The organism is Novosphingobium sp. (genome assembly GCF_019748365.1).
Lineage (GTDB): Bacteria > Pseudomonadota > Alphaproteobacteria > Sphingomonadales > Sphingomonadaceae > Novosphingobium.
In genome coordinates, this window is record NZ_JAIEPN010000032.1 from 1 (window position 1) to 6,871 (window position 6,871).

At 59.7% G+C, this 6,871-nt stretch carries 6 protein-coding genes; 5 read left to right on the forward strand and 1 reads right to left on the reverse strand.

Translation table 11 applies throughout. The features are described 5' to 3' along the window. Positions 1-342: 342 nt before the first annotated feature. Complete coding sequence (locus tag K5Q19_RS04495; protein ID WP_292941634.1) at positions 343-975, forward strand: tyrosine-type recombinase/integrase; 633 nt, start codon at positions 343-345, stop codon at positions 973-975. A 138-nt stretch (positions 976-1,113) separates the two neighbouring features. On the opposite strand, the gene K5Q19_RS04500 is transcribed toward K5Q19_RS04495, so the two are convergent. After that, the gene (locus K5Q19_RS04500) at positions 1,114-1,587 is read right to left on the reverse strand and encodes a MarR family transcriptional regulator (RefSeq protein ID WP_292941636.1); all 474 of its coding nucleotides are present in this window, start codon (positions 1,585-1,587) and stop codon (positions 1,114-1,116) included. A 74-nt stretch (positions 1,588-1,661) separates the two neighbouring features. Here K5Q19_RS04500 and K5Q19_RS04505 point away from each other — a divergent pair, with 74 nt between their 5' ends. The 4 genes from K5Q19_RS04505 to K5Q19_RS04520 form a co-directional block, all read left to right on the forward strand. After that, positions 1,662-2,549, forward strand: a complete 888-nt coding sequence (locus K5Q19_RS04505) for an alpha/beta hydrolase (protein ID WP_292941638.1) — start codon at positions 1,662-1,664, stop codon at positions 2,547-2,549. Further along, complete coding sequence (locus tag K5Q19_RS04510; RefSeq protein ID WP_292941640.1) at positions 2,546-2,959, forward strand: hotdog fold thioesterase; 414 nt, start codon at positions 2,546-2,548, stop codon at positions 2,957-2,959. Before K5Q19_RS04505 ends, K5Q19_RS04510 begins: the two co-directional genes overlap by 4 nt. Continuing rightward, positions 2,953-4,065: an efflux RND transporter periplasmic adaptor subunit gene (locus K5Q19_RS04515; RefSeq protein WP_292941642.1), complete on the forward strand. Its 1,113-nt coding sequence runs from the start codon at positions 2,953-2,955 to the stop codon at positions 4,063-4,065. Before K5Q19_RS04510 ends, K5Q19_RS04515 begins: the two co-directional genes overlap by 7 nt. 1 nt (position 4,066) lies before the next feature. Continuing rightward, positions 4,067-6,871 (forward strand): efflux RND transporter permease subunit (locus K5Q19_RS04520; protein ID WP_292941644.1); only part of this gene is annotated, 2,805 nt, incomplete at its 3' end.

Genomic DNA, 6,871 nt, shown 5'->3' on the forward strand with positions numbered 1-6,871 from the left:
TTTGGTGTTTCTGCCGCCACCATGCTGCGGATGCAGTCCGCCTATGATCTTGCGCAAGCCAAAGGCGGATCGGAGAGGATTTCTATCGAGCGCGTGCGCGAGCCTGCATAGCAGGACTCAATTGGGTCGCCGATGATCGCAGTCACGTTGGAACTTCCTCCATCGGATGTCCCGCCTGACTGACAATGCGCTTACTGGCCAAGAGGTTATGGTTTCGGACCGACATAGGCCAATTCTGTCCCGCTAGATCGCAGGGTCCCAATCCTTCGGCCCGATCAAAGGCAAAGTCACATTTGTTTCCCGTTCTTTCTACCTGACCAATCAAGGCCATGGAGAAAGATGATGAACTATTCTCACTTCGACCCCGCCATGCAGAACCGCGTTGTGTGGAATGCCGGCAGAACCGTCGGCACAAAGCGGCCACTGACCCAGAAACAGATTTTGGCGATCCGGTTCTTCCTTGATCGCGAGGAGCGGCTCCGCGACCGTGCGCTGTTCGACCTGGCGATCGACAGCAAACTGCGGGGTTGCGATCTGGTGAAGCTCAAAAGCGGCGACCTCGTGGCCGGATCAGAGGTCCGCGACCGCGCCATGATTATTCAGCGGAAGACCGGGCGACCCGTGCAATTTGAAATCACCGCGGACGCCCGCTCGAGCCTGGCGACATGGCTGCTGCGGCGGGGAGGAAGCCTCGATGATTTCGTGTTCCCAAGCAGGATCCATTCCGGCCAACCAATGAGCACGCGGCAATACGCTCGGCTTGTCGATGAATGGGTAACCGCTGTCGGGTTGCGGCGGGAAGACTACGGCACCCATTCCATGCGGCGCACCAAGGCGGCCATGATCTACCGGACAACGGGAAATCTACGTGCGGTCCAGATTCTTCTGGGGCATTCCAAGATCGAGAACACTGTCCGCTATCTCGGTGTCGACGTGGAGGATGCACTGGTCCTCGCTGAGCGTATCGAAATCTGACCATCATGGCGGCCGTCGGGCAAGCTCCGATGGCCGCTTGTGGTGAAAAGCTGAGATCGCCGAACCGGCAACAAGTGGGTGGGAAGCTGAACGTCCGGTGTCGGAACCGTCAGTGGAGACATCGAGAATCCAGCGCGTCTAATTGCGACCCAAATTGTCCTGCATCGCGGCCAACATCGCACTTAACCGGCCCAGCTCATCAATGTCCGTCCCGGCAAGCAGGCGCCCGTAGACCGCGTCGGCCTCGGTCCTAAGCTTCGGTAATAACTCAACCGCAGCAGGCATAAGTTGGATGTGCCAAACGCGCCTATCGTTCACTGCGCTACGTCGCTCAACGAGCGAAAGTTCTTCAAGCCTGTCAATGGCCTGGCCAACGCTTGCTCGTTCCAGCTCAAGCTCCCGGGCAAGTTCGGTCTGCGTCATGCCAGGCGTTCGATAAAGATATGCCAAAGCGCGCCACTGAGTTCGGGTGAGTCCGAATTGTTCGAAGGAGGTATCGAATGTGCGTCGCAGCCGCCGCGTCACCCCTTCCATCAGGAAGACGAGCCGATCGGTGTCGGTCAGAAAATTCGTCTCAGCTTCATCGGCAGCCTGATCCGAGTGCGTTACCATGATCCGGTCATAGCTTTCCCGATACGAAAATAAAGATATTTACTGTAAGGCACCTTACAGTATAGCAAAATGCTATGGACATCGTAACAGCCAGCATCAAGGGCGCCGACGGCTTCGACCTCGCAGCCGAGATCACCGGCGCGCCTGACGCAATGCCGGTCTTGCTTGCTCATGGAGGTGGGCAGACCCGGAGAGCATGGAAGCGGGTCACGACCGATCTTGCTGACGCCGGGTATTGCGCAATTGCTTTTGACATGCGCGGCCACGGTGACAGCGCGTGGTCCGATGCCGGGGCGTATGAAATACGTGACTTCGCGGCCGATCTTGTCGCGCTCGCATCCGGTATGGACCGCAAGCCCGCATTGGTCGGTGCATCGCTTGGTGGACTGGCGGGGTTGCTTGCTGAGGGAGAGCTCGCCCACGGCAGCTTTGCATCGCTGACACTGGTGGATATCGCGCCCCGCATGGAGCCTGACGGCGTGATGCGGGTCGTCGGGTTCATGGAGCAGCATGTCGAAACCGGCTTTGCCTCACCTGATGAAGCGGCGGGGGTTATCGCACGCTACATGCCACACCGCAGCAAGCGCGGCGCTGGCGCAGGCCTGCGCCATTATCTCCGGCAAAAGGATGATGGCCGCTTTTACTGGCATTGGGATCCAGCGTTCATCCGCAACATCATGGCTGCCAAACGGAGCAATCCCGATAATCAGGAGCTTCAGTTTCAGGAGCTCAGCAGGGCGGCGGCCAGCTTGACACTTCCGCTCCATCTCATTCGCGGCGCGGCGAGCGACCTTGTTTCCGAAGAAGCGGTTGCACACCTGCAGCAGGTCGCCCCCCATGCGGAGTATACCGACATCGCAGACGCCACGCATATGGTCGTGGGCGATTCCAATGATGCATTTTCGAATGCGATCCTCGGCTTTCTGAATCGCCACCATAATCCCACAGGATCGGGGCAATGAGCGAACAGCCAATGGTGCTTGACCGGGCGGGCTTGCAAGACATGCTCGACATTGCGCCCTTCCATCAATGGCTCGGCCTGAAAATCCAATCCTGCTCGGAACACGGGCTTGAGCTCACGATGCCCTGGCGCGATGAAATTGTCTCCAACCCCGGGGTTGGCGCGGCACATGGCGGCGTGCTGGCAGCGCTGATCGATCTAACCGGCCTTTACGCTTTGGTTATGCTGGGCACTCGGGCTACGGCCACGGCCGACCTCAGGGTCGATTATCATCGGCCCGCGACCGCTGGTCCGCTCATTGCGCGTGGACAGGTTGTCAAAACCGGACGCCAGATCAGTGTCGCCGAAGCCCGCATTTTTGGGCCTGACGACAAACTTTTGGCGAGCGGCAGAGGCGCCTACATATGCTAGTGCGCCTTTCTGTGCCTGCATTGATAGCCGTCGCTTTGTTGCTGCCTGCCTGTTCAGGCGGCGAGGCTGAGGACCAGACTGCAAAAGAAGCACCGCAAGGCCCGCGTGAGGTTCAGACCTCGATCGCCCGGACCGAATTGCTCAACGAACCGGTGAAGGCGTTCGGAACTATCGCAGCCAAACAAAGCAGTGCAATCGGAGCGCTCACCGAAGGCCCGGTCGAACGGATCTTTGTGAAAGTCGGTGACAGGGTGTCACGCGGACAGCCGCTCTTTCGCATCAGACAAGCCGACTATCAGCGGAACGTGGCTGAGGCACAAGCTGCGGTTGATCTTGCGACCGCTCAAGCGATTGAAGCCGAACGGCGCTATGAACGCGTGATAGCTCTTGCGCCGAAGGGTTTCGTTTCGAAAGCGCAGGTCGATGCGGTTGAGACTCAGCTTGCCGTTGCGCGCGCGCAAAAGGCGCAAGCTGTTGCTGCACTCGGCACCACGCAGCAGGCCCTGAGCGATACGATTACGCGCGCGCCTTATGACGGCGTCGTAACCGCGCGCCTCGTTGATGAGGGGGTCTATCTCAACAATCGCTTCGCGGGAGGCGGTCAGTCGGCCGCTCTTCAACTGCAGGAGCTCGGCACCGTCGCGGCGATTGTCAACGCGCCGCAGGAATATGTCGACATGCTGCGGCGAGACATGCCAGCGCGCGTTTTCATCGAAGGGTTCGACGCGCCGTTCGATAGCATCGTCTACATCATCAACGACCGGGTCGATCCTGAAAGCCGGATGATCGAATTGCGGCTGCCGATCGCCAATCCCAACTACCGGATAAGCTCCGGCCTTGCAGCGCGAGCCGAGATCCAGATCCCGCCCGAACCAGCCATCATTCTGCCCCGAACAGCCATTCTCGGCGACAGCTCCGCCGCCCATCTTTTCATCATCCGTGATGGTAAGGCTCAGCGCCGCGAGGTCAGGTTCGACAGTATCGACCTCGACAGGGTGCGGATCCGGTCAGGCCTGACCGCAGGCGAGGAAGTGATCATCGATCCTCCGGCAACCTTGCGCGACGGCGAGCAGGTGAAGCCGCGCCGCACGACCGACGAGAAGTAATATGTGGCTGGCCGATGTTTCGATCCGGCGTCCAGTCTTTGCGACGATGCTGATTGTCTCGCTCGTCGTGCTTGGCCTTGTTTCCTTCGGCCGTCTCGGAGTCGATCTGTTTCCCGAAGTCGAATTTCCCTACGTGTCGGTGACCACCACGCTGCCTGGGGCGTCGCCTGGGACGATCGAGACCGAAGTCACCGATATCGTCGAAGAGCAGCTCAACACCATCGCGGGCCTGCGACAGATGCGTTCTGTCAGCGCCGAAGGGGTGAGCATCGTCAATCTCGAATTCGAGCTCGAGCAAGACGCCGACCTCATGGCGCAGGAAGTCCGTGACAAGATGTCACGGCTTGGCGCTGATCTGCCCGCTGACGCCGAGCCGCCGGTGATCGAGAAAGTCGATCCAGATGCTGCGCCTATCCTGTCGGTGCTCTTGTCTGGCGATATGCCTATCCGCGATCTGACCACCTTTGCGGACGAGGAGGTGAAGGAGCGGTTGCAGCGCGTGCCCGGGGTCGGCTCGGTCGAGCTGGTTGGCGGGCGCGAGCGCGAAATGCGCATCTGGCTGGATGCGTCCGCGATGCGCGCGCGCAGCATCACGGCAGACGACGTCCTCTCGGCAATCCAGCGTGAAAATGCAGAGCTTCCGGGCGGAAGACTGGTGACGGAGGGGCGAACACGCCAATTCGGCATCCGCACGCTCGCCGAAGCGGCGAGCGCAGCCGAATTCGCAAGGATTCCGATTGCCTACCGCCCGAATGGCCAGACCGTCCGTATCGGAGATGTCGGCCGCGTCGAAGATTCGGTCGAAGATGAAACCAGCTATGCGCAGCTCGATGGCAAGCCTGGTGTGGTGCTCGAAGTGCGCAAACAGAGCGGTGAAAACACCGTTGCAGTTGCCGAGCAGATCCGGGCGGCAATCGCGGACATAAGCGCAAGCGCACCGGATGGGGTCGACCTGGTTATCGCCCGCGATACATCGCGCTTCATCGAACAGGCAATCGGCGACGTGCTGTTCGATCTTTTCATCGCGGTGTTGCTGGTAGTCGCCGTGACCTTTCTGTTCCTGTTGAGCTGGCGCGCGACGATCATCGTTCTCCTCGCCATTCCGACCTCGATCGTTTCTACCTTCGTTGCTTTCGCCGCATTTGATTTCACCATCAACATGATCACCTTGCTGGCGCTGACTGTGGCGATTGGTCTGTTGGTGGATGATGCCATCGTCGTGGTCGAGGCAATCCAGAACGATGTCGATGCCGGTGTTGATCCAACCGAGGCGGCACATGCTGCGACCAAGCGCGTCGCACTGGCGGTGCTGGCAGGCACGTTCGCTACGCTGGCGGTCTTCGTTCCGATCGCCTTCATGGAGGGAATAGTCGGCCGTTTCTTCTTCCAATATGGACTGGCAATCGTGTTTTCTGTCAGCGTCTCGATGCTGGTTGCCTTTACGTTGACCCCGGCCCTGTCGGCCCGATTGCTGCGCCCGGAACATCCGGAAGATGGCTGGCTGGGACGCATAGAGCGATTTCATGTCGGGATGCGCCTTCGCTACGAACGACTCGTCAGCTGGGCCATTGGCAGGCGGTATGTGGTGCTTGCTGGCGCCTTGGCGAGCGTTCTTGTCGGCGGATTTTTTGCCGCGCTTGTGCCGAGCACCTTTATGTCCTCCACTGATCGGTCAGAATTTCTCGCGACGGTCAAGCTACCCCTTGGCACGGGAATCGCCGGAGCGCGCGACGCGGCACAGCAAGCGGATATTGTCTTGCGCGAAAATCCGGAAGTCGAATTGGTGTTTGCAAGCGCGGGAAGCGGCAGCAATCCCAAGGTCAACGAAATCGATATCTATGTCGGGCTGACCCCCAAGCGAACCCGAGATCTGTCGCAAGATGATTTGATGACCTTCGCGCGCGACGCCCTCAGTAAAGGTGTCGCCGGAGCGCGCGAGGTATCTGTGGCGGAGGTTCCATGGGTTTCGGGCGGAGGTGTCGGGCAAGCTGCGATCGAGCTTATCATCACCGGAAGTGATACAGCGGCGATCAACGATTATGCCCAATGGCTGCAAGGTGAACTCACTTCCCGGCCCGATTTCGTCGACGTCCGCTCGACCTATGAGGGCGGCCGACCCGAATTGCAGATTGTGCTTGATCGTGACCGCGCAGCGGACCTCGGCATATCCGCGCGAAGCCTTGCCGCAGCCTCTCGCACGCTGGTCGGAGGCAGTGATGCGGGAACCTTCGAAGCCGACGGGCGGCGTTATGATGTCCGCGTGCGCCTCGACGAAATTAATCGGCAGACCCTCTCGGATGTTCAGGCACTGCCACTCAGAACCGGACAAGGCACGCTGGTCGATCTGGCAGCAATCGCCGATGTCGAAGTGGCATTAAGCGCCGCGGAGATCGACCGTATTGATCGATCGCGCCAGATTTCAGTGCAGGCGAATACAGCCCCCGGCGTAGCGCTGAGCGTCGCGGTTACGAAGGTCGAGAACCTCCTTGCGTCCAACCCGCCGCCGCCTGGACTTTCGATCCGGACCGAGGGCACAGCGCGAAGACTGGCCGAGACGGGGGAGGCAATCGTCTTCGCGTTCGCACTTGCAATCGTGGCGCTGTACATCGTGCTGGCAAGCCAGTTTAACAGCTTCGGGCAGCCAATCATCATCATGCTCACTGCGCCGCTTTCATTTTCAGGCGCTTATTTTCTCATGTGGGCAGGGGGGCAGGAAATGAGCCTGTTTGCTCAGATCGGCATGATTGCACTGATGGGGATTGTGATGAAGAACGGCATCCTTCTGGTCGATCTCGCCAACCAGTAT